This window comes from Paenibacillus sp. Y859 (assembly GCF_056786405.1).
On record NZ_JBXCIZ010000001.1, the window covers coordinates 871275 to 891939 of the forward strand.

Genomic DNA, 20665 nt, shown 5'->3' on the forward strand with positions numbered 1-20665 from the left:
CATAACACCGTAATGTTAACAGAGTGTAAACATTCTATATTATTCCCCATCTCCTTGTAGAAGCGGTAGTTCAATAATAAAGGATGTACCTATATTCAACTCGCTCTCTACCATCACAATCCCATGATGCATATCAACTAAATGTTTTACGATAGACAGACCCAGACCTGTCCCACCAGAAAATCTTGATCGTGCTTTATCGACCCGATAGAAACGTTCAAATATTCGTGAAAGGTCCTTTTTAGGAATTCCCATTCCAGTGTCTGCGATTGTGAATTGAATTGTATCATGACCTTCTTCATGCTCTTTATGCTCAACTGTTACTTTTACCTTCCCACCTTCTTGCGTATAATTGACAGCATTAGATAGAATATTCAGAAATATTTGTTTCAACTTATCTTCATCTGCTTCAATATATAACTCATCTGGAACATCAGCTTGGAGAAGTATCCTTTTTTTAGATGCGACTGCGCCTAATGTATCTAGTACGGGCACGAAGAATGATGATAAATGAACAGGGGAGCACTCCATATGAATACTCTTTGATTCAATTTTAGATAGATCTAGAATATCACTAATCAGCCTGTTCAACCTTTCGCTTTCATCATATATAATTTGTAGAAAAGATCGCACCGTCTTCTCATCTGTCACGCCACCACCCAGCAATGTTTCAGCGAATCCTTTCACTGCAGCTATTGGTGTTTTCAACTCATGTGAGACATTCGTAACGAACTCACTGCGAACATTTTCCAACCTGCGGATAGCCGTAATATTTTGTAATAAGAACAACATTCCCTTGTAAGTACCTTCCTCTTCTAACATCGGAACCCCATCCACGCGCATCAATATTTCCTCAGGATAATATAAATTTCGTTCTTCATGGATAGCTTGCATAGACGTCAGACCTTCATTTAAAAGCTTTGTTAATTCATAATGTTCTTTCATTTCCAAATATGGCTTACCTAGTACTCGTTCAGCTTTAACTTTGAGCATCTTTTCCGCAGCTGGATTAATAACTGCAATATTCCCCTTTATATCAATTAATAAAATACCGCTAGTCATATTATCTAATACACTTTGAATTAACCCCTCGTTATCTCGAATTCTCTTCAGTTGATTCTGCAAACTATCCGCCATTGCATTAATGGCTTTACCTAAATGCCCAACCTCATCATGACGATCCAATTGCACACGAGAATCGTAGTCCAGATGGGAAATTTTTCTAGAAACTTTAATAATCTGTTCTAAAGGTGCCGTTAGACTCGCCGCCATACGATAACTGACGATTGTTGCAATCACAAAAAGGATGAGTAACCATACCGCCATAAGCGTCCATCCGTGCTGTAACCCCTGATTAATGGATTGAAGACTGACCGACAATCGAATATATCCATCAAATTCATTACCCACTTTGATCGGTGCAGCTACATACAACATATCTTGTCCAAGAGAGGTACTATATCTTATAACATGTCCCACACCCTCTTCTCTAGCTGAAATAATCTCTTCTCTGTCGTTGTGGTTATCCATTAATAACGGATCTGTTTCCGAATCACCAATCACATCACCATTATGATTAATAAAAGTCACGCGTGAGTCTATTAACTCCCCTATTTTCTTAGATTCCTCAGTGTAATATCGCAAAGCCCTTGCATCCCCAGTTGGATGAAAGTCGAATGTACTGCCAAGCAGTTTTATTTCCCGGGACATATTCTCCTCAAGGATGATGACATGGGAATCTCTGAATACTTTGGCCATAGCAATACCAGCAACAATCATAGTAAATCCAATCATAATCATTAATACTATGGTTAACTTTGTACGAAAAGACTTCATAAACCATTTCTCCCTTGTTCAGTTTTACTAGTCCATTGAGGGCTCTTTACTTCTTGTAAAGGAACCCATCTTCTAAGATAAGCATGAAACAGCGTAGCTAGTGGTTGTTGCACCATGATCCCTAAAACAACTGGAACTGAGGCTTTTGGAGAGAAGTAACTCATGGCTATCACCATTCCAAGCGATATATTGCGCATCCCCGTTGCATAAGACATCGTTACCTTTATTTCTCTTTCAGGATTTGTCAGGACATTACCACCTAAATAACCCAGTATGTAACTAACGGTCACGATAATAAGCACCGCAGGGATAACGATCAGCATATCCTTCTTCAAGTCTATAAGATGCGGTGCGATAGCTGCTGCATTCAGCATGACTACCGATGTAAATCCAATCTTTGAAAGAGGAACAGCTATAGGTGCAACAACATTCTTAAGCTTTCCTCGTGACAATTCATACAAAGCAACACCTATAACAGTAGGAAGAACGACAATCACAAACAAATCTTTCATCAAACTCAAACTATCAAATGTAATCTGCGTCTCAAAGAAAAATTCAATGAGAAAAGGAACAACAAACGGACTAAGTGCGGAATCTAGAACGACCAAAGCAAGCATTAACGCCACATTACCATGCGATAGTCCAACCCACAGGACAGAAGAAACTCCAAACGGGATAATCGTAAATAGTACCAACCCAACGGTATAATCAGAATAGACCCCAAAGAGTAGCGATCCTAGTCCGAAAGCTAAGATTGGAGCAACAATATGACTTAGTACGAGCACAAGAACGATAGGTGCTGGACGTCTCATGACCCATTTCAAGTGCCCCACCCCACATCCTAATGCCATCACAAGTGTCACATAACCAAATATATAAGGTGACCAAGAAACGTAGGGTAGTAAAGAATGACTAAGTAAGAATCCAATGAACAGCGATCCAGGAATAATTAGAAACATATATTTCTCATACCATTGCGTAAAAGACTCACTCCATCTTCTCATTCTGTATATATCCTCTCCAATGTTGTTCATCATTTCTTCTCTTATAATACTTCCATTGGTATTATAATAGCATAAGAAGATTTATTCGAGAGGAGTTTTATATTTATGAACTATCATTTCTCTGCTTATATGTATCGTCTTCAATATATCCAGCGTTGGAGTCTGATGAGAAGTCACATGCCTGAGAACGTAGCTGAGCATTCTTACCATGTTGCTTTACTAACCCATATGCTCTGCACCATTGGGAATCATTATTTCCAGCGTGAGTTGAATGCTGATCGGGCAGTCACTTTAGCTCTATTCCATGATGCTACCGAGGTGTTCACAGGTGATATTGCTACACCAGTTAAACATGACAACCCACTTATACTCGCAAGCTTCCGTGAGATGGAGACCTTTGCAGCTGAACGTCTACTCAGTATGACTCCACCCCGTCTACAAGATATTTATGAAGGGCTACTCAAACCTGATAATCAGCTAGACATTCAAGATCATGAGTTAAATAAATATGTAAAGGCTGCCGATCGATTGGACGCTTATCTCAAATGTACGTTGGAAGTCGCTTCTGGTAATCGGGAATTTACGGTAGCCAAGAACCAGACCTATGATAAGTTACAACTACTAGATTTGCCTGAGTTGGATTACTTTCTCCAGCATATTGCTCCAAGCTTCGAGATGTCACTAGATGAGCTTTCCTATCCCCAATCCTAAATATACGATGACGGATTGTCCTTACGATCGCTGTTGCCCTCTGATTTCTTGATTATATACCGCTTAGCGGTTGAAATCAGAGGGCAAAGCATATGCTTCCGAAGTAGCTTTCCGTAGGAAAGCTTGTAGGCGAACGCTACCGCTTCTTCAGGACAATTCCGTCACCTACCCTTTTCTTCTGAGTAAGTACCATTTATGCAACTATTTCATCTTATTCTAGCGACCTTCATATATAAGTGTTCTTCCAAATGGTACAGTGCCACGCTATCTACTTTTCGATTGATTATAGCTGATTTGGAAATTAGGACAAAAAAGAAGGAGTACCCTATCATTATCATAAATGACAAGGCACTCCTTTTTACTTTGTATTAAATGATTCCTGGATACACCATGAAGATTACCATCACGAGTAAACAAACCGCGATTAGGGAACTCATCATCCGCATCTTGCTAATTTCAGCTGAAACATCTTTGTTTAGTTTAGTATTTGCAACGGTAGCCTTCAATGGTTTAGTCATCATTCCGCTAATTGCGAACAAAGCAACCATAAGCACAATTACGACAATCATCCATCCTACAGAATAACTACCTTTACTCATTAAATAACCGCCTGTAATAAATTGGATCAACAATCCAATTTGAGCAAAGATATTAAAACTGCGAATAGCCACAGCACTACCTTCTTTAGCGGCTAGTGACAATGTTGTCATTTTACCTATTACGAATGGCAGTAGAAGATAGAACCCAACAGATATCGCTCCTAAAATATGTACAAAATCCATGATTTTCTCCAATTAAAAAACCTCCATTAAATTCGTCTATGATTATTATCATATCAAGTATACCTTAATAACATAATAAAAGGAAAGAAACCCCTTGTTATTACGAAACAACGAGGTTTCTTTCTTCATAGCTTTGTCACATTTATAATTCTTTAATCTACATGGATATCTTATTCGATTATTCACTCAAAATCGAAATAACACTCTGAACAGACGCTGCTGATTTATCCAATGCTAACTTCTCATCTGCAGTTAACTCTAGTTCAAAAATTTTCTCAATTCCATCGCCACCAAGAATCGTAGGTACACCCATAAATAGGTTATCGTATCCATACTCTCCTTCAAGCAGAGCAATCACAGGAATAATACGTTTCTTATCCTTCAAAATAGCTTCTGTCATTTGAACCAAGGACGCTGCAGGCGCATAATAAGCACTACCATTACCTAGTAAGTTTACTATTTCACCGCCACCAACACGCGTGCGCTGAACGATCGCTTCAATACGATCAGCACTGATTAGCGTATCAATCGGTATTCCTCCAACACTTGAATAACGAACTAGAGGTACCATGTCATCACCATGCCCACCTAGTACAAATCCACGTACGTCTTCAACGGAAACATTCAATTCCGTAGCGATGAAAGAACAATAGCGCGCAGTATCAAGTACGCCCGATTGACCAATAACGCGATTCTTAGGGAATCCAAGAGCATGATATGCCACATAAGTCATAGCATCCACAGGATTACTTAGAATGATAACGATAGAGTTCGGGGCATATTTCTTGATGTTCTCACAAACAGACTTCACGATGCCTGCATTCGTATTCACAAGATCATCACGGCTCATTCCCGGTTTACGAGCAATACCCGCGGTAATAATGACAATATCAGAGTCAGCTGCTTCTTCATAATTAGAGGTACCTATAATTTGGCTATCGAATCCTTGAACAGGACTAGCTTCCATCATATCAAGAGCCTTACCTTTAGTAGGATTCTCTAGTTGCGGAATATCAATAAGTACAACGTCACCAAGTTCCTTCTGTGCCAACATAAGTGCCGTAGTTGCACCAGTAAATCCAGCTCCTACTACGGATATTTTATTACGCTTGATAGCCATAATTAATTATCCCCCTATAAATTACATGTTTTTGATCACTTGATCTGCGAACTCTGAACATTTAACTTCTGTAGCTCCATCCATTTGACGAGCGAAATCATAAGTAACAATCTTATCGTTAATGGATGCCTCCATACCTTTGTAAATAAGATCTGCTGCTTCCTTCCAGCCCAAATGTTCAAGTAACATAACTCCCGATAGTACAACAGAACCTGGATTAACAAGGTCTTTATCTGCATATTTCGGAGCTGTACCATGAGTCGCTTCAAAAATAGCATGTCCAGTCAAATAGTTAATATTGGCTCCCGGAGCAATACCAATTCCACCAATTTGTGCTGCAAGAGCATCAGATAAGTAATCACCGTTTAGATTAAGTGTAGCAATAACGTCAAAGTCAGTTGGACGTGTCAGAACCTGTTGCAAAGCAATATCAGCGATAGCATCCTTAATAAGGATCTTACCAGCCGCTAAAGCTTCATCCTGAGCTATATTTGCTGCTGCTTCACCATCTTTTTCCTTAATAATATCGTATTGTGCCCATGTGAATACTTTGTCTCCGAACTCTTGTTCAGCTACTTCATATCCCCAGTTCTTGAATGCACCTTCTGTATATTTCATGATGTTACCTTTATGTACCAAAGTGACACTCTTACGTCCGTGTTCGATCGCATATTCAACCGCAGCACGCACTAGACGTTTGGAGCCATCCTCAGATACAGGCTTGATACCAATTCCTGATGTTTCTGGGAAACGGATATTCTTCACACCCATTTCATCCTGCAGGAATGTGATCAACTTCTTCACTTCATCAGAACCCTCTTTGTATTCAATACCAGCGTAGATATCTTCTGTATTCTCACGGAAAATAACCATGTCTACAAGGTCAGGACGTTTCACTGGAGAAGGTACTCCTTTGAAATAACGAACCGGACGTAAACATACATACAAATCTAATTCTTGGCGCAACGCCACGTTTAATGAACGAATTCCTCCACCAATCGGTGTTGTCAAAGGTCCTTTAATAGCTACAATATATTCACGAATAGCTTCAAGAGTATCATTTGGTAACCACTCTCCATACGCATTGAAGGCTTTCTCACCTGCAAACACTTCATACCACGCAATTTTCTTAGAACCGCCATAAGCCTTGTTTACAGCAGCGTCAAGCACACGTTTGGAAGCTTTCCAAATATCTCGTCCTGTTCCGTCACCTTCAATAAATGGAATGATCGGGAAATTAGGAACCTTTAAGACCCCATCTTGAATCTCAATCTTGTCGCCCTCTGTTGGTAGTGAGTATTTTTCTAATTTAAACATATTTTTGTATCCTCCTAAAATTTTTTTTTAGCATTCCTTCATGATTATTCTTCACAAATAAACATGGATCGTAAGCATTATCTAGTTTTTCGCGTGGATTACAACTAAGTCTTTTATGCTCGTAATTCAATAGGTATATACTTCTGATCAGTTAATCCTATATATTCAGCCCGTGGACGAATAATACGGTTATCAACCCATTGTTCAAGGATATGCGCTGTCCACCCTGATACTCGACTAATTGCAAAGATCAAAGTAAATAACTCACTTTCAATACCAAGTTGTGTGTATACAGATGCAGAATAGAAATCGACGTTTGGCTTCAGACCTTTTTGTCCAGTGATCATCTCTTCTATCTTTATAGACATGGTATAGAGTTTAGTGTCATTCTTCATCTCACCAAGATCACGTGACATCTTCTGCAGGAATTTCGCCCGCGGATCTCCGTTCTTATATACCCGATGACCGAATCCCATAATCTTCTCGCGATTATTCAGCTTCTCTTGAATATAGCTCTCAACTTGATCAATGTCACCAATCTCATCTAGCATTCTCATAACAGCTTCATTTGCTCCACCATGCAATGGGCCTTTCAGGGCACCAATCGCTGAAGTAACACCTGAATATATATCTGAGAGCGTCGCCACCGTTACACGCGCAGCGAATGTAGAAGCGTTCAGTTCATGATCAGCATGAAGCACGAGCGCTTGATCCAATGCCTTGATAGAAGTCTCATCCGGTCGTTCGCCTCTTAGCATGTACAGAAAATTCTCCGCTATGGATAGACCTTTCTGAGGTGCGATTGGTTCCTTACCTTGGCGAATACGTGAGAGTGCTGCCACGATTGTAGGCAATTGCGCCTGTAGTCTTATAGCCTTTTTCTCATTCGTGGAACGACTCATGTCATCCGCCTCATCATCGTACAAAGCAAGAGCAGATACCGCAGAACGAAGAGTAGCCATTGTGTTCACATCTTTAGGATATAATTTCATTTGTTCAATTAATAATTGCGGAATTGGTGCGAAAGTGTCTAGATCTTGTCTCAGATCACTTAACTCTTGTACATTGGGTAACTTACCGAACCATAACAGGTAAGCCACTTCTTCAAAGCCGGCATGTAATGCTAAATCATCGATATCAATGCCGCGATATGTAAGTACACCATCCACGATTGAACTGATGGTAGAGGTTGCTGCAACAATACCTTCTAATCCTTTGGTAGCTGTCATCGTACGTCTCTCCTTTGTAAAAAACATATTTTATAAGTAGCTGTCTACAACAATGAAAACATTTACATAACATTAAATGAAAATAATATAAATCAAAACGCAAAAAACAAACCTTCTACCATCATACTGGAAATTGTCTGATTTGTGAACATCATGCGACGTATTTATTACATTAAAATGTTTTATCGTATTTATAACCAATTTCTTGTTGCTATTACGAGATATTATCTTTTACCTTTTATACACCTTCATGTTCCCGTTCTTCATCTTACTTTTCAGCCATCTCAAAATGAGAATACGATAGATTGGACGAGTTAGTGGGAATATCATGCTGAAGCCGACAATATCCATAAGGAAACCGGGCAGCACTAATAAGATTCCCCCAATAAAAATACTTAATCCATCAACCAAAGTTCTCCCAGGAATTTGACCGCTATTCATTTGTAAGCGAGCATCCTGTAACACTTTTCTCCCTTCAAAACGCATCATAACCAGTCCAATTGCTGAAGTAAATAACGTAAGGAGTAGCGATTTGGTTCCCCCGAAGTTTCCAACAACCAAGTTAAACAAGTATACCTCAATGATGATAATAACGACTATAATTCCCCATGCCCATTTCCACATATTCTAGGAACCCTCCTTAGTTACCTTCCCCTTCAGATTATGTTTAATAAGCATAATATACTCACAAACAATTATCCAGTTTAGCAAATACGGACTCCCTTAGTAGATATTACTGAAAAGAAAAGACGATCTAATTGTATTAGACCGTCACTTCATCTATTTAACATTCAGTTCATATCGCCCCACTGAATTAAAGAATTAAGCTTTATTAACTACACTTACTTTAATAAGATTCGTAGAACCTGAACGTCCCAATGGTACACCTGCTGTAATAACAACAAGATCTCCTTCGCTAACCATACCTGAGTTCAGACCACCTTGAACGGCATAATCAAACATTTCATCCGTTGTGGAAGCCAATTGGCCTTTAACAGGTGTCACTCCCCATGTAAGAGTCAGACGACGCATCGTACGATCTTCTGTCGTCACAGCAATAATAGGAGCTTCTGGACGGTATTTAGCTACTACACGAGCTGTGTGACCTGTCTCAGTCGAAGAGATAATAGCCTTAGCATTCAAATCCATCGCAGTAATAGCAACTGCTTGGCTAATTGCATCCGTAACTGTTGTTTCTTGGAATGTGCTTTGTTTCGCAAATAATTCACGATAATTCAAAGCTGACTCTGCCTTCTCAGCAATACGAGACATCGTAAGAACTGATTCCACAGGGTATTTACCAGCAGCTGTTTCACCAGACAACATAATAGCATCCGTTCCGTCAAAAATCGCGTTTGCTACATCACTTGCTTCAGCGCGAGTTGGACGTGGATTACGTTGCATAGAATCCAACATTTGCGTAGCTGTAATGACTGGTTTACCAGCACGGTTCGATTTAGCAATCATGCTCTTCTGTGCCAATGGTACGTCTTCTGCAGGAATTTCTGTTCCTAGATCTCCACGTGCAACCATCAACCCATCAGAAACAGCAATAATTTCATCTAAATTATCGACACCTTCTTGGTTTTCGATCTTAGAAATAATGTTGATGTGACCTGCATTGTGTTTTTCTAACAATTCACGAATTTCAAGAACGTCACTCGCTTTACGAACGAACGAAGCTGCGATGAAATCGACATCTTGTCCAATTCCAAAAATGATATCAGCAGTATCTTTCTCTGTAATACCTGGTAGAGAAATACGAACTCCTGGTACGTTAACGCCTTTCTTGCTCTTAATTGTACCACCGTTAACGATGACACATTTAATTTCTGTTCCTTTAATTTCGACAACCGTTAAACCAATCAAACCGTCATCAATCAGAATAGTCGATCCAATTTCTACGTCATTTGGAAGATTAGCATAAGTAATCGAAACACGGTTCTTATCACCTAAAATTTCCTCAGTAGTTAGTGTAATGAATTCGTCCTGTACTAGTTCAATTGAATCAACTCCAAGTGTACCTGTACGAATTTCTGGGCCTTTCGTATCTAAAAGAATTGACACTGTCTTTCCTAACTCTTGACAAGCTTGACGAATAACGTTAATCCGATTTCCGTGTTCAGCAAAATCACCATGAGAAAAGTTCAGACGAGCTACATTCATACCTGCATTAATCAATTTCTTAATATTTTCTAACGATTCACTTGCCGGACCGATTGTACATACAATTTTTGTTTTACGCATTATGTTTCCTCCGTTTTTTAAGATCTCTCTTTATCTTCTTTTCAACTACTTAATTTACTACACTATGAAGCTTTTGTATAGTAACTTTGTCACATTACTCAATTTCTGTGACTTGGGCGTTCACATTCTCAGTTGGGGTAATAGGTTCAAATGTATATTGACCTAGTTTCCTGAATTTTAAATATCTATCTTCTTTCAGCTCTTGGCTATCCATAACGGAGAGCTCCTTCAGATGCTTACACAGGCTTTCCTTAATATGCTGTGCTGTTAATTCATAATCCCTATGAGCCCCACCTTTGGGTTCAGAGATAATGTCTTCAATCACTTCAAACTTCAGCAGATCTTCAGCCGTGATTTTCATCGCCTCAGCCGCTTGATCAGCCCTGCTTGCATCTTTCCATAGAATGGAAGCAGCACCATTCGGGGAAATAACAGAATAGATCGCGTGTTCTAACATGAGAACACGGTTACCTACAGCCATACCCAGTGCTCCGCCACTACCACCCTCCCCAATAATGACACAGACAACAGGAACTCCTAATATAGACATCTCTCTGAGGTTTCGAGCAATCGCTTCAGATTGGCCTCTCTCTTCAGCCGCATTACCCGGATAAGCACCCTTTGTATCAATAAATGTAATAATAGGACGTTTAAACTTCTCTGCTTGCTTCATAAGTCTCAATGCTTTTCGAAAGCCCTCTGGGTGTGCGCTCCCGAAGAATCGTGCAATATTATCTTTCGTATCCTTGCCTCGTTGCTGTCCCAATACCGTTACAGGAACACCATTCAATGTCGCAATTCCACCAACAATAGCAAGATCATCACCAAATAAACGATCTCCATGTAATTCAACAAAATCAGTGAAAATAAGTTCTATTAATTCTAATGATGTTGGCCGTTGTTGATGTCTTGCAAGATGTATTTTTTGAGGCGCTGAAATACTGGAATAGATTTCTTCTTCCAACTTCATATATCGTTCCTCAAGTTTAGAAATCTCATCCGTGAAATCAATACCTTTTTCCTGTCCGAACACATACAACTCATCGATCTTTTTACGCATCTCTACGAGAGGTAATTCAAAGGGCATCTCCGCAGCCATTTAAAATTCCCCCTTCATCGTATGAAATTCAATAAGCTTAGCAAGCATTCCGCACATTTCTTTGCGATGTGTCACTAAATCCAATTGTCCATGCGCCATATTATATTCGGCCGTTTGGAATTCATCAGGAAGCTTCTGACGAATAGTCTGTTCAATAACGAGTCGTCCAGCAAACCCAAATACAGCTCCAGGTTCTGCTATATTAATGTCTCCGAGTGTGGCGAAGCTAGCAGAAACACCACCCATTGTTGGATCGGTGATGACAGAAATGTATAGACCACCCTGTTCATTAAAGCGTGCGAGTGCAGCACTTGTTTTGGCCATCTGCATTAAACTAAGAATACTCTCTTGCATTCTAGCACCACCAGAGGTAGAGAAAATAATGAGAGGCAATTGTCGTTCCATTGCGATCTCAATCGCACGTGTTATTTTCTCACCAACGACTGATCCCATACTTCCACTAAAGAAATCAAAACTCATAACAGCTACGACTACTGGAAGCCCAGAAAGAGTTCCTTGTCCGGTAACAACAGCTTCACGCAAACCTGATTTCATCGCTTGCTCTTCTAACTTGGTTGCATAGCCAGGAAATTTCAGTGGATCCACAGAGATCATGTTGCTATCGAATTCTTCAAAGCCTTCCTCATCCAAAGTAATCTGGATTCGTTCCATAGCATTTAGACGCATATGATATCCACAAGAAGTACATACCTTCAAGTTCTTCTCCAGTTCCTTACTATACTGAATGATACCACACTTAGCACATTTGCTCATAAGGCCTTCCGGAATTTCACGCTTCGGACGCTCACCCTCTGGGCTATTGTCACGTCCCACACGATCTGAAGGAATGGTCGCGTATTTTCTTTTTTTCTGAAATATGTCTTTAAACACAACTACACCTCTCCAGCCGTTAATTTGTTGGCCGTTCTTTCCGATAATCTTCTATTATACACCATTTATTGATTGTATTAAGTTAAAGGATGTAGAATAGTGTTCAGAACTTCCTGAATTTCCTCAAGTTCCCTAGAAGGAACCTGAATTTCAAACTGCTGCTTGGACAAATTAATGGGACGTGCACGAACCAAGAAACCTTCTTCTGTTAATTTGGTCTCGATCATTTCTGCAAACTTAGCGGTAGGTGCAATATAAATAACCGTCCACACTTTCGCAAAGCCCCCTACACTCAAATTCTAAGTACATATAATGAACCCATGATACCATATTTATCTTTTTAACCGCAAGAAATAGTATTGGATATAATTGGCTCTCACAATTATTTCATTCGTACTGTACCTTCACCTAACATTTGTTCCATCACCTTAAACAGCTCTGGGGACGGTTTAATTCGATATTTATCACTTAATGCAAGCAACTTCTGACTTTGTTCATAAAAGAGTACCGTCGCAACCGTACCCGGATGCATCTGAAGCAACTTTTTCAATCCAGTCAATAGCTGTGCATTCTCCGCATGATGACCAATCTTTACGAATACACGTTGTTCAGTCGTAGGCTTCGAGTTTTCTTCGATAACCTTCGGCTCACTCGAAATTTCATGTTGACCTACCTTCGCCCCTGTATTCGAGGTTCGCCCCTGTGAAGCAGTCTTCCCTAATGGTTGCTCACTCCCTTTCAGAACGACGCTGTTACGTTTCACTAACTGCACTAACCCTTTACTATCTAGAGGTACAACTTCCTCCGCAAGCAATTTAAATCCTTCATCTTGTTGTTGCACTCTAGCTCTTAGACCAAGTAAAGCACCCTTCTCAATCCATGCAGAACTACGTCTCCACACTTCAGGAAATAAGACAACCTCACAGCGCTCAATCTGATCTTCACACTCTATGAATGCCATAGCCTTTCCTTGCTTAGTCGTTATTGTCTTAATGGAAACAACCATCCCAACAACAACTGTCCGCGTGTCATCTGGTAGTTCACTAAGATCCATTAGACGGTCAACCATCGTCATCTGATCTAACAATTCATCATAATCGTCAAGTGGATGTCCAGACAAATATAATCCGAGTAGTTCGCGTTCCAGTTCAAGCTGCTGTCCTGCGGTAAATGGCGTTATATCAGGATAAGCAATATCCCAATTCGCACTCTCTACGAAATCAAACATTTGAATCTGCAAATCATCGCGCTCCTTGCGCCACTTCACTGCAGCATCAACGATTTCATCTAACATAGCTAACACTTGAGCACGATGTCCAGGTAAGGAATCAAAGGCCCCCGCCTGGATGAGTGATTCAATAACTCTTTTGTTACATACCCTTAGGTCAATTCGTCTGCAGAAATCAAGAAGACTCTCGAAGGGCTTGTCTTGCCTCATAAGAAGAATATTCTCCACCGCTTGGGTACCTACGTTCTTCACTGCGCCTAACCCGAACCGGATATGATCAGAACCTAACTTATCAGTAGGACTGTCTCCCTCTCCCATTGCTGGAACAGGTGTGAAGAGCACGCCACTTTCATTAACGTCAGGAGATAACACACCGATGTCCATCCTCCGACATTCAAGCACATACTCAGCTACTTTCCGATGATTCCCCATCACAGCTGTCAACATCGAGGCCATGAACTGAGCAGGGTAATGAGCTTTTAGATAAGCCGTCTGGAATGCAAGTACTCCGTAGGCTACAGCATGCGCTCGTGGAAATCCATAATCAGCGAAACGCACAATCATATCGTAGACCCGATTAGCTTCTTCTCCGGTATAACCCTGTTTCATACTTCCATCTACGAAATGACTTCTTTCTCGGTCCAGCACTTCCCGCTTCTTTTTCGAAACAGCACGACGCAGTAGATCTGATTCACCTAGTGAGAATCCTGCCATCGTGGATGCAATCTTCATAATCTGTTCTTGATACACAATGATGCCATATGTATCTTTCAAGATCGGCTCCAAGTCTGCATGTGGATATTCCACTTCCAACAGACCATGCTTCGCTTGAATATATTTCGGGATAAACTCCATCGGACCTGGGCGATATAGAGCAAGAACGGAAATAATATCTTCAAATGTTGAAGGCTTCATCTCCTTCAATACTCGTCTCATACCGGCTGATTCTAACTGGAACACACCCGTTGTATCTCCATGTCCAAGCATGGCATACGTCTGTAAATCATCATCTGAGATATGATCGAAATTCGGAGTATTCCCCGTCATTTCACCAATCCATTTCATCGAACGTTCAATGATCGAAAGAGTTCTAAGTCCTAGAAAGTCCATCTTCAGCAAACCGATACTCTCCAGAATCTCCATCGAATACTGCGTGAGCGCTGTCTTCTCACTACCTTCTTGTAAAGGTACAACATCTGTTAGAGGATCACGTGAAATAACGACACCTGCCGCATGTGTAGACGAATGTCGCGGCATTCCCTCTACCTTCATTGCCATGTCCAGCATCTCTCTCGTCTTACCACTAGCATCGTACAATTTCTTTAGATCAGCACTTACTTCCATCGCTCTGTCAATACGAATACCAAGTTGATTAGGAATTAGCTTAGCCGCTTTATCCACATCCCCAAAGGGTATATTCAGTGCCCTTCCGACATCCCTAACCGCAGCTCGCGCAGCCATCGTACCAAAAGTGATAATCTGGGCTACATGCTCTCGACCATATTTATCTACCACATACTCAATCACTTCATCTCGCCGCTCGTCACTGAAATCGATATCTATATCTGGCATCGTCACCCGTTCTGGATTCAAGAATCGTTCAAAGAGCAAATGGTACTTCATAGGATCCACATTCGTGATCTTCAGCACGTAGGCTACAATACTTCCAGCAGAAGATCCACGACCAGGCCCTGTTGCAATCCCATTCTTATGCGAGAACGCAATGAAATCCCACACGATAAGGAAGTAATCAGCAAATCCCATGCTGCCAATGACTCCAAGCTCATAGGAAAGTCTTTCTTCTATCTCTCGTCTACCATCTGCATTCTGCCATCTGTCTGACTTCTCATAACGCGCTATAAGCCCTTCTGAACATAACGCATGTAAATATTGCTCCGAGCTCATCCCTTCGGGTAGTGGGCTATACTGTGGCAGTATTGAACGATCAAATTCAAGCTCGAGCTGACATTTGTCAGCAATAAGATTCGTATTCTCCAAAGCCTCTTTAACATGAGGAAATAAGCGGGCCATTTCCTCCCCACTTTTGAAATATAACTGGTCTGTCGGAATTCGTAGTCTTTGCTCATCATCTACGGTCTTTCCTGTTCCGATACAGATAAGAACATCCTGCATCTCGGCATCCTCATGCTTTAAATAATGTACATCATTAGTCGCCACTAAGGAAATACCTGTCTCTTTGCTAAGCTCGAGCAACTGAGGATTGACCCTCTTCTGTTCTGATATCCCATGGTCCTGAAGTTCTAAATAGAAATCATCACCAAATATATCTTTGTAGCGAAGCGCTGCTTTCCGCGCCTCTTCGTAACGACCATGTAGTAATTGTTGTGGCACTTCGCCACCTAAGCATGCACTAAGACATATAATTCCTTCATTGTAATTTCGAAGTGCATCCAAATCTATCCGTGGTTTATAGTGAAAGCCCTCCAAATGTCCAATAGAGCATAGCTTCATCAGATTTCGATAGCCTATCTCGTTCTTAGCTAACAGTATTAAATGATAGATCGGCTGATCCTTTCGACTACCTCTCTCTTTACGAGAACCCGAGGTGAAATAAACTTCACAGCCTATGATGGGCTTGATACCTTTACTTTTACACGCCTTATAGAACGGAACTGCACCGTACATAACCCCGTGATCAGTAAGAGCCAACGACTTCATTCCTAAATCAGCAGCCTGTTGCACGAGATCCGTAATACGTGCGGCTCCGTCCAGGAGGCTAAATTCACTATGAACATGTAGATGTACAAATGAAGCCATGTTCGCCCTCCCTTTCATCGCTAGTTCAATATTTTTTTAAAAGACTTTCTCTTATTTTATCATATTCCTATAGGGAACGCCCATAGAATGGGTAACAGCAAGTATAAACGATATTTATATTGAAATAAAAAGGACAAGCGCTATACGAACCATTGTTCAAGAGAGGGGACGGGTTTATGAGTACTTTTTTATCAAAAGCGATTTTAGACTTCTTCATCGCCTTCGGTATTGTGCTCGGGGGTGCCTTGGTTGGAGGCATGGGGGCTGTCATTTCCTTACAACCTCCCACTCAAACTATGCTTGATATTGCTGATCGAATTAAGATTTGGGCATTAGCAGCGGCTGTAGGTGGAACGATCGATCCTATGCGCGTCATCGAAAGCAACTTCTTCATCGGTAATCTATCACCTGCAATCAAACAGATTCTCTTTCTTCTATTCGCTTTTCTAGGTGCTCACGCCGGCAGCGAATTAGTCAAATGGATATGCAACGGTAGGCGATAACGATGCGAATCCCTCCAACTCTTATGTTTCGTTCAAAACTAACTGCTTTTCTCGTACTTGGAATAGTCATTGGTAGTATCCTATATAATGCTATTTTTCATGCGAGCTATAATCAGCTTTGGCTTGAGAATCAAGACTTACTTATACAGAAGAAGCAATTCGAAGAGGATAACAAAACATTAAAAAAATATAGTACTCAGCAGACGGTGATCAAAGAAATAAAGATACGTGCTGAGCAACAAGACCCCCCTCTCGATTCCTTGATTGTGAAGGAGATCTTACTTAAAGTTGGAAAAGATGTAGAGGTGTTACGTGGTAGAAGTGTGTATGAGATCGACACCGATAGTAAACTAACTAGAGCACTTCTCGATCGTAAATCCTACTTTGTTCGTGAGAAAGATTACGTCATTCAGATCAAAACGATGCTACTCGCAGATAGTGTTTTGCAAATATGGATTAGTATTAGTATTCCTGTCCGTTAGTCTCTCATTTATGGTACAATACAAGCAAAATTATCATTTGTTAAGGAGTGAATAGAAGGTAATGATTTCTATAATTAAGACTATTCTCATGATATTATTGGTCGCAACATGCATTACTTCAGCATATTACAGCCTACGTTCACACCGTTCCTCTGATCCAATCGATCGCGGACTCTTTGGCGCTATTACCAATATATTGATGGGATTCATGCTCATCATATTATCCATCACCTTTATGTTTGTATTCCAGGGATCTACACCCGCAGTCATTGTAGAGGCATTATTCATGGTCCTCGGTGTATTCAATTTATTCGCAGGCATACGGAATCGCAAACATTATGTTCAGCAGAAATCCAAAGCTCAACCTATCTAAGTAAGAGTACCTGTTCAAAAATAATTTTAGCCATGTTCAATCGATTGAAGCGTCATGACGCCTTTACAGACTAATGTGTCATCATGAGACATTTCAATTTCTATTTTGCATGTTCTCCGACTCATCTCTAATAACTTAGATACGATAACAATCTGATCTTCTATCTGAACCGGTCGCAAGAAATAAGTAGACATATTATCTAACACATAATCATTTCCCGAAATATCTTTCGTGTATTTAAATGCGGCTTGGGTCATCACTGTAGCTAATACGCCTTCCGAAATAGTACCCAGGTCAGTCGCCATTTGAGGAGTAATAAAGCCGTGGAAATACAATCGTCCTTCCTGATCCCGCTCCTCAGCAATTCCATTCCAGATTAATTGATCAAACGTCTCACCTAGCTGCGAATGCTGCTGCGCATCTCTCATCGCTTGTAGAACTTCCTTACGTCTAATGGTTGTGATCAGCTTCCGATTGCGATCGACAACAGGTAAGAAATCAATCCCTTCCCACATCATTAGTTGTGCTGCGGATGCAAGAGATGTCTGCAAACTAGTTGTAATAGGATTTCGAATGAGTACCTTTTCGATCGATTGCCCTTCCGTTAAGCATTCAATATCCCTCAGGTTCACGATACCGATCACCCTATTCCATTCATCTGTGACTGCATACCTCTCTTCTCCAACTTGCTTAGCAAGTGCTCTCCATTCCTCGGGAGTACTTGATATTTTGAGGGCGCTAATTTTGGGTTTATTGACCACAATATCTTCAACAATCATTATTTTCTTCTTTATTATTCTATCAAAAATAGCTCTATTTATCATTGAAGCAACAGTAAATGTATCATGACGTGAAGAGAAAATAGGTAGATTGAGCTGATCAGCTAATACCTTTACTTCACGGCTAATTCCGAATCCTCCTGTTATGAGTACACCCGCCCCCTGCTTAAGTGCCAGCAAATGTGCATTGTCACGGTTTCCAACAATTAAAAGACTCCCTGCGTCTATATACTTTGCCATCGCATCAATCTTCATCGCACCAATAACATACTTGTGAAGATTTTTATGAAGTCCATCTGCTCCACCTAACATTTGGCCTTCTACAATTTCCACCACATCAGAAAAGGTTAACTGTTCAGATATGTTACGTGGCTTTTTCTCAACCCGAATGGTACCTATCCTTTCCTTAGTAATAACTATTCCGAGATTCTCAGCTTCCTTCACGGCACGATAAGCGGTTCCCTCGCTGACCCCCATTTCTTTAGCCAGTTTACGTACCGATATCTTCGTTCCTACCTTTAATCTCTCAATGTATTGGAGCAACTGTTCATGTTTCGTGATCGTATCGTCTCGACTCTCCAACTGTTACACCCCCGCACTATAATCTGTACTATTCTGTACCTATTATATCATGCATCGTGAACTATGAAAAATGAAGAAATAAGCAGTTTCTATGGTAGGTTCATCAAATAGCTGCATAACATGTATCTATTAGGACGGAAAGGGCGAAAGGTGAGGAAATAGATGTAAAAGTGGTAGTTAAAAGTAGGAAAATGGGGAAAATCCGAGTTTTCGAGGAAATTAGATGTCATTCGTGCACCTATTTTTGCTAGCCAACCTGTTCCCCTAATTTAAGTGTTGTTTAGACACTTATTCGCCGGCGGTAGACTTTCTAACCTTTCTAACGGAAGCCAGAGACCTTATTCCACGAAAAAACACTGAAATGAAAATTTAACGGAAATACAGACCTCTATATGCGTATTAACAGCTCAAATCCCAAGAAAAAGTCCAAATAAGGTCACTCACTTCCGTTAGAATTCCAAAAGTGACGATTTAGGCAGAATAGAGGCTGCTATTTCTGTTAGGAATTGTACGCGGTTACTCTCCATGATGCCACTACACGAGGTGTTTCCCATAGAAAATTATACTTTCTCTTTTGTTAAAATAACGGGGTTGTCCAAAGCCATTTCAATGACTTTGGACAACCCCGCTCTATTAAATACTTAGTATTATTAGCGCATAACAACTACATACTCTCGTTTCTCTCGGTCTCTTGTGACCACTTCATTTGCCATTGTTGAAACTTAGCTTGTCTTATCCGCTCAAGTGCTTTCTTCTTCTCTTCATCTACGCCGAGAATAACATGCCAATGGGCAGCAATGACTAGGAATGCGAATAAAACCCACACTACTCCGAACGCAGATATCCAAACATCCCCACTACTGAACGTAATCATAGGTAAAGCATACAATAACATCGCTAAAGCAAGTAGCATGTACAGGACATGCACGAACTTTCTTCCCTTCTTCATCCATATGCAACTCCTTCACTTCTAAATCTATATATCTAGTCTATGAAGATAGCAAATACAATATGAATAGAATTTAAGAGAGGATGTTCAAAAAGTCACCTTTTGATCACGAAGTATAACAAGATGCGTATTCGACATCGAATATTGAATTCAGCCGGTCCTAGCGTATGCTTACGAGGTATGTTTCCTTCGAAAACATTTCAGGTGCTCACGTAGGTACTGCAAGCGTATGCTTCCGAAGTCGTTTTCTACGAAAACGTGTAGCTCCGCTCCTCACTCCCTATCTTCATCCAATCTTCTGAGGCGTTTCGAAGAAACGCAGCATCGTAAGCATACACTTTAGTGCTGAAAAGCTGACTTTTTGAACTTTCACTTTAAGAGAAGCTGATATTACATATTTGATCCGCCATATAAATGCTGAAGGCTATCTGTAATAATCTTGTTCACATCTTCAATAATAACGCTCAACCGACGTTCTGCTTCAAATAAACGACGGATATTTAAGTTCAAGCTAAGCACTTCGAACTCCTTCTCCATTTTCTCCATTTCTTCTGGAGCAGGCATCTCACCAGTCATCATCTGTTGCTGAAGTTCCATTTGACGCTTACGGAAATCTTCAAGCATGTCTTTCCCTTCTGGATCCTTGTCAATCAAACTCATAGCCGAATTGATCTCCTGTACCTCTTGGCTATCCTTAAGTGCTTTTGCTAAATCATGGGCCTTGTCATAAATGTTCATTATTTGTTCCTCCTTTA

Annotated in this window: 19 protein-coding genes; 4 read left to right on the top strand and 15 right to left on the bottom strand. The window is 40.6% G+C overall.

Annotation, left to right across the window (positions count from 1 at the left end; all coding sequences use genetic code 11):
* Nucleotides 1–39: 39 nt before the first annotated feature.
* Both pnpS and AC1TO8_RS04390 read right to left on the bottom strand, forming a co-directional pair.
* A complete protein-coding gene (pnpS, locus tag AC1TO8_RS04385; protein WP_482054368.1) occupies nt 40–1836 on the bottom strand; it encodes a two-component system histidine kinase PnpS in 1797 nt (598 codons plus the stop codon).
* The gene (locus tag AC1TO8_RS04390; protein WP_482054369.1) at nt 1833–2840 is read right to left on the bottom strand and encodes a bile acid:sodium symporter family protein; all 1008 of its coding nucleotides are present in this window, start codon (nt 2838–2840) and stop codon (nt 1833–1835) included. The genes pnpS and AC1TO8_RS04390 overlap by 4 nt, the downstream gene beginning before the upstream one ends.
* A 105-nt stretch (nt 2841–2945) precedes the next feature.
* On the opposite strand from AC1TO8_RS04390, the gene yfbR reads away from it, so the two are divergent.
* Nucleotides 2946–3551: a 5'-deoxynucleotidase gene (gene yfbR, locus AC1TO8_RS04395; protein WP_482054370.1), complete on the top strand. Its 606-nt coding sequence runs from the start codon at nt 2946–2948 to the stop codon at nt 3549–3551.
* A 368-nt stretch (nt 3552–3919) separates the two neighbouring features.
* On the opposite strand, the gene AC1TO8_RS04400 is transcribed toward yfbR, so the two are convergent.
* The 10 genes from AC1TO8_RS04400 to AC1TO8_RS04445 all read right to left on the bottom strand — a co-directional run bounded on the left by AC1TO8_RS04400 (nt 3920) and on the right by AC1TO8_RS04445 (nt 16242).
* On the bottom strand, nt 3920–4345 hold the full coding sequence (locus AC1TO8_RS04400; protein WP_482054371.1) for a hypothetical protein: 426 nt from the start codon (nt 4343–4345) through the stop codon (nt 3920–3922).
* A 166-nt stretch (nt 4346–4511) separates the two neighbouring features.
* Nucleotides 4512–5453, bottom strand: coding sequence for a malate dehydrogenase (mdh, locus tag AC1TO8_RS04405; RefSeq protein ID WP_482054372.1), 942 nt, complete (start codon nt 5451–5453; stop codon nt 4512–4514).
* Between the two features lie 21 nt (nt 5454–5474).
* On the bottom strand, nt 5475–6770 hold the full coding sequence (icd, locus tag AC1TO8_RS04410; protein WP_482054373.1) for an NADP-dependent isocitrate dehydrogenase: 1296 nt from the start codon (nt 6768–6770) through the stop codon (nt 5475–5477).
* 113 nt (nt 6771–6883) lie between these two features.
* The gene (locus tag AC1TO8_RS04415) at nt 6884–7999 is read right to left on the bottom strand and encodes a citrate/2-methylcitrate synthase (RefSeq protein ID WP_482054374.1); all 1116 of its coding nucleotides are present in this window, start codon (nt 7997–7999) and stop codon (nt 6884–6886) included.
* Between the two features lie 231 nt (nt 8000–8230).
* Entirely contained in the window at nt 8231–8623 is a 393-nt protein-coding gene (locus tag AC1TO8_RS04420; RefSeq protein WP_482054375.1) for an FxsA family protein, read from the bottom strand.
* A 198-nt stretch (nt 8624–8821) separates the two neighbouring features.
* Nucleotides 8822–10246, bottom strand: a complete 1425-nt coding sequence (pyk, locus tag AC1TO8_RS04425; RefSeq protein ID WP_482054376.1) for a pyruvate kinase — start codon at nt 10244–10246, stop codon at nt 8822–8824.
* Between the two features lie 94 nt (nt 10247–10340).
* On the bottom strand, nt 10341–11345 hold the full coding sequence (locus AC1TO8_RS04430) for an acetyl-CoA carboxylase carboxyltransferase subunit alpha (RefSeq protein ID WP_482054377.1): 1005 nt from the start codon (nt 11343–11345) through the stop codon (nt 10341–10343).
* Nucleotides 11346–12236, bottom strand: a complete 891-nt coding sequence (accD, locus tag AC1TO8_RS04435; protein ID WP_438349617.1) for an acetyl-CoA carboxylase, carboxyltransferase subunit beta — start codon at nt 12234–12236, stop codon at nt 11346–11348.
* A gap of 77 nt (nt 12237–12313) precedes the next feature.
* On the bottom strand, nt 12314–12508 hold the full coding sequence (locus tag AC1TO8_RS04440) for a glutamate decarboxylase (RefSeq protein ID WP_482054378.1): 195 nt from the start codon (nt 12506–12508) through the stop codon (nt 12314–12316).
* Nucleotides 12509–12618: 110 nt separating this feature from the next.
* The gene (locus AC1TO8_RS04445) at nt 12619–16242 is read right to left on the bottom strand and encodes a DNA polymerase III subunit alpha (RefSeq protein ID WP_482054379.1); all 3624 of its coding nucleotides are present in this window, start codon (nt 16240–16242) and stop codon (nt 12619–12621) included.
* A gap of 176 nt (nt 16243–16418) precedes the next feature.
* On the opposite strand from AC1TO8_RS04445, the gene AC1TO8_RS04450 reads away from it, so the two are divergent.
* The 3 genes from AC1TO8_RS04450 to AC1TO8_RS04460 all read left to right on the top strand — a co-directional run bounded on the left by AC1TO8_RS04450 (nt 16419) and on the right by AC1TO8_RS04460 (nt 17600).
* Complete coding sequence (locus AC1TO8_RS04450) at nt 16419–16745, top strand: YtrH family sporulation protein (RefSeq protein WP_482054380.1); 327 nt, start codon at nt 16419–16421, stop codon at nt 16743–16745.
* Between the two features lie 2 nt (nt 16746–16747).
* Nucleotides 16748–17227, top strand: coding sequence for a sporulation membrane protein YtrI (locus tag AC1TO8_RS04455; protein ID WP_482054381.1), 480 nt, complete (start codon nt 16748–16750; stop codon nt 17225–17227).
* Nucleotides 17228–17288: 61 nt separating this feature from the next.
* Complete coding sequence (locus tag AC1TO8_RS04460) at nt 17289–17600, top strand: YtpI family protein (protein ID WP_482054382.1); 312 nt, start codon at nt 17289–17291, stop codon at nt 17598–17600.
* A gap of 26 nt (nt 17601–17626) precedes the next feature.
* Here the strand turns inward: AC1TO8_RS04460 and AC1TO8_RS04465 are convergent, their stop codons facing one another.
* The 3 genes from AC1TO8_RS04465 to AC1TO8_RS04475 all read right to left on the bottom strand — a co-directional run bounded on the left by AC1TO8_RS04465 (nt 17627) and on the right by AC1TO8_RS04475 (nt 20648).
* Complete coding sequence (locus AC1TO8_RS04465) at nt 17627–18961, bottom strand: DRTGG domain-containing protein (RefSeq protein WP_482054383.1); 1335 nt, start codon at nt 18959–18961, stop codon at nt 17627–17629.
* Between the two features lie 664 nt (nt 18962–19625).
* Entirely contained in the window at nt 19626–19910 is a 285-nt protein-coding gene (locus AC1TO8_RS04470) for a hypothetical protein (RefSeq protein ID WP_482054384.1), read from the bottom strand.
* A 390-nt stretch (nt 19911–20300) separates the two neighbouring features.
* Nucleotides 20301–20648 (bottom strand): YlbF family regulator, encoded by a 348-nt coding sequence (locus tag AC1TO8_RS04475; protein WP_482054385.1) that lies wholly within the window; start codon nt 20646–20648, stop codon nt 20301–20303.
* Between the last annotated feature and the right edge of the window lie 17 nt (nt 20649–20665).

Bases quoted from the DNA above. Each gene is read 5' to 3' on its own strand.
- pnpS (WP_482054368.1), bottom strand. From the start codon at position 1,836: ATGAAGTCTTTTCGTACAAAGTTAACCATAGTATTAATGATTATGATT.
- AC1TO8_RS04390 (WP_482054369.1), bottom strand. From the start codon at position 2,840: ATGAGAAGATGGAGTGAGTCTTTTACGCAATGGTATGAGAAATATATG.
- yfbR (WP_482054370.1), top strand. From the start codon at position 2,946: ATGAACTATCATTTCTCTGCTTATATGTATCGTCTTCAATATATCCAG.
- mdh (WP_482054372.1), bottom strand. From the start codon at position 5,453: ATGGCTATCAAGCGTAATAAAATATCCGTAGTAGGAGCTGGATTTACT.
- icd (WP_482054373.1), bottom strand. From the start codon at position 6,770: ATGTTTAAATTAGAAAAATACTCACTACCAACAGAGGGCGACAAGATT.
- AC1TO8_RS04415 (WP_482054374.1), bottom strand. From the start codon at position 7,999: ATGACAGCTACCAAAGGATTAGAAGGTATTGTTGCAGCAACCTCTACC.
- AC1TO8_RS04420 (WP_482054375.1), bottom strand. From the start codon at position 8,623: ATGTGGAAATGGGCATGGGGAATTATAGTCGTTATTATCATCATTGAG.
- pyk (WP_482054376.1), bottom strand. From the start codon at position 10,246: ATGCGTAAAACAAAAATTGTATGTACAATCGGTCCGGCAAGTGAATCG.
- AC1TO8_RS04430 (WP_482054377.1), bottom strand. From the start codon at position 11,345: ATGGCTGCGGAGATGCCCTTTGAATTACCTCTCGTAGAGATGCGTAAA.
- AC1TO8_RS04445 (WP_482054379.1), bottom strand. From the start codon at position 16,242: ATGGCTTCATTTGTACATCTACATGTTCATAGTGAATTTAGCCTCCTG.
- AC1TO8_RS04450 (WP_482054380.1), top strand. From the start codon at position 16,419: ATGAGTACTTTTTTATCAAAAGCGATTTTAGACTTCTTCATCGCCTTC.
- AC1TO8_RS04455 (WP_482054381.1), top strand. From the start codon at position 16,748: ATGCGAATCCCTCCAACTCTTATGTTTCGTTCAAAACTAACTGCTTTT.
- AC1TO8_RS04460 (WP_482054382.1), top strand. From the start codon at position 17,289: ATGATTTCTATAATTAAGACTATTCTCATGATATTATTGGTCGCAACA.
- AC1TO8_RS04470 (WP_482054384.1), bottom strand. From the start codon at position 19,910: ATGAAGAAGGGAAGAAAGTTCGTGCATGTCCTGTACATGCTACTTGCT.
- AC1TO8_RS04475 (WP_482054385.1), bottom strand. From the start codon at position 20,648: ATGAACATTTATGACAAGGCCCATGATTTAGCAAAAGCACTTAAGGAT.